We start from the raw sequence: 1,690 nt of genomic DNA on the forward strand, positions 1-1,690 counted from the left end.
GCATCAGCATCGACCGCAAGTTTAACGAGCAGCTCAAAGGCGTGTCGCGCGACGATTCGCTCAAACGCATCCTCGCGCACGGCGGCAAAACCGTCGGCGAAGCCGAGTTCGCCGAACTGACCCGCCGCAAAAACGACAACTACTTGGAGATGATACAGGCGGTCAAACCCGAAGACGTGTATCCCGGCATTTTGCCGCTGCTGGAAGCATTGAAAGCAAACGGCAAAAAAATCGCCCTCGCGTCCGCCAGTAAAAACGGCCCGTTCCTGCTGGAACGCATGGGGCTGACCCACTTCTTCGACGCCGTCGCCGACCCTGCCGCCGTCGCGCATTCCAAACCCGCCCCCGACATCTTCCTCGCCGCCGCCGAGGGCGTGGGCGCGGACATCCGCCGCTGCATCGGCATCGAAGACGCCGCAGCCGGCGTCGCCGCCATCAAAGCCGCCGGCGCCTTGCCTATCGGCGTGGGCAAAGCCGAAGACTTGGGCAGCGACATCGCGCTGGTGTCCGGCACCGCCGAGCTGACCTACACCTACCTGCAAAACGTGTGGGCACAGTCGGGCAGGTAAAATACTAAGGAAGTAAAAAGGCCGTCTGAAAACCTGAATCAGGTTTTCAGACGATGTTTGAGGTCTTTTGAAGATTTGAAACAATGGTGTGAACGGAAAAGAACGCGTGCGTGCGTACCGCACACACCCTACACCTCGATTTTAAAGTTTGTACCGCCGCAGGTAGGGTGTGTGGCGCAGCCACGCACGCGGTTGGTGGAGATGCAGGCTACGGCTTGCTTGCTACGACCCCGAAAAATGGTACGAAAAAATCCATTGCTCCTCCATCGAAAGACAATGGTTTAAAAACCTGCTCGACCTCGGTCTGACCGACAGCCTGCGCAAAATCTACCCCGAAGGCGCGTTCTACACCTGGTTCGACTACCGTGGCGCCATGTTCCAACGCAAACTCGGCCTGCGCATCGACCACATCCTCAGCAGCCCCGAACTCGCCGCTACCCTTACCGATGTCACCGTCGACCTAGAAACCCGCGCCCAAGAACGCCCCAGCGACCATGCGCCGGTAATCGCCGAGTTTGACTGTTAGATTTTGAAGCAATATGAACAATAAGGCCGTCTGAAAACTGGATTTCAGACGGCCTTTGCGCTAAAAAGTTTTCAGAGAACGTTTGAGGTTGTCTGAAAGTTTGAAACAATGGTTTGAACAGCAAAAAACGCGTGCGTGCGTACCGCACACACCCTACACATCGTTTTTAAAGTTTGTGCCGTTCGCAGGTAGGGTGAGTGGCGTAGCCACGCACGCGGTTGGTATGGATGCAGGCTGCTGCTTGTTGAGATATTAAGTCTAACTTTCTTGTGATTTGAAATGCTGCATTAACTCTTTGGCAATATCATCAAATACAGCTTGATGATTTTTTATTTTGTCTAAAGCATCAGAAAGCGGCTGCAAAGCCTGATCCTCATAATCAGGGTATTCTTCAATCAACAGTTTTAAGTCAAGTTGGATAGGTAAAAAAATTGTACGGTGTTCACTTGATCCCACTATATATTGAAACCCCACTTCCTTTAATTCAGGGTAATTTGCAAATTGATCTTGCATAAATTGCTTGGCTGTTTTGGCGGTAAAATTAAAATAATCTCGATTAAATCCAAAATGAATACCGTACTCGATAGTCTCACCA

At 52.0% G+C, this 1,690-nt stretch carries 2 protein-coding genes and 1 pseudogene; 2 read left to right on the plus strand and 1 reads right to left on the minus strand.

Features of this window, described 5'->3' with window-relative positions; all coding sequences use genetic code 11:
- The coding region (gene pgmB / locus ACTHUT_RS19820; protein WP_440419529.1) for a beta-phosphoglucomutase at nucleotides 1-569 on the plus strand (569 nt) is incomplete at its 5' end.
- A 220-nt stretch (nucleotides 570-789) separates the two neighbouring features.
- A pseudogene (locus ACTHUT_RS19825) lies at nucleotides 790-1,095 on the plus strand (endonuclease/exonuclease/phosphatase family protein); the annotation flags it as partial.
- Between the two features lie 258 nt (nucleotides 1,096-1,353).
- Here ACTHUT_RS19825 and ACTHUT_RS19830 read toward each other — a convergent pair.
- On the minus strand, nucleotides 1,354-1,690 hold a 337-nt coding region (locus ACTHUT_RS19830; protein WP_440419531.1), incomplete at its 5' end, for a hypothetical protein.

Source organism: Neisseria sp. P0022.S010, assembly GCF_051956635.1.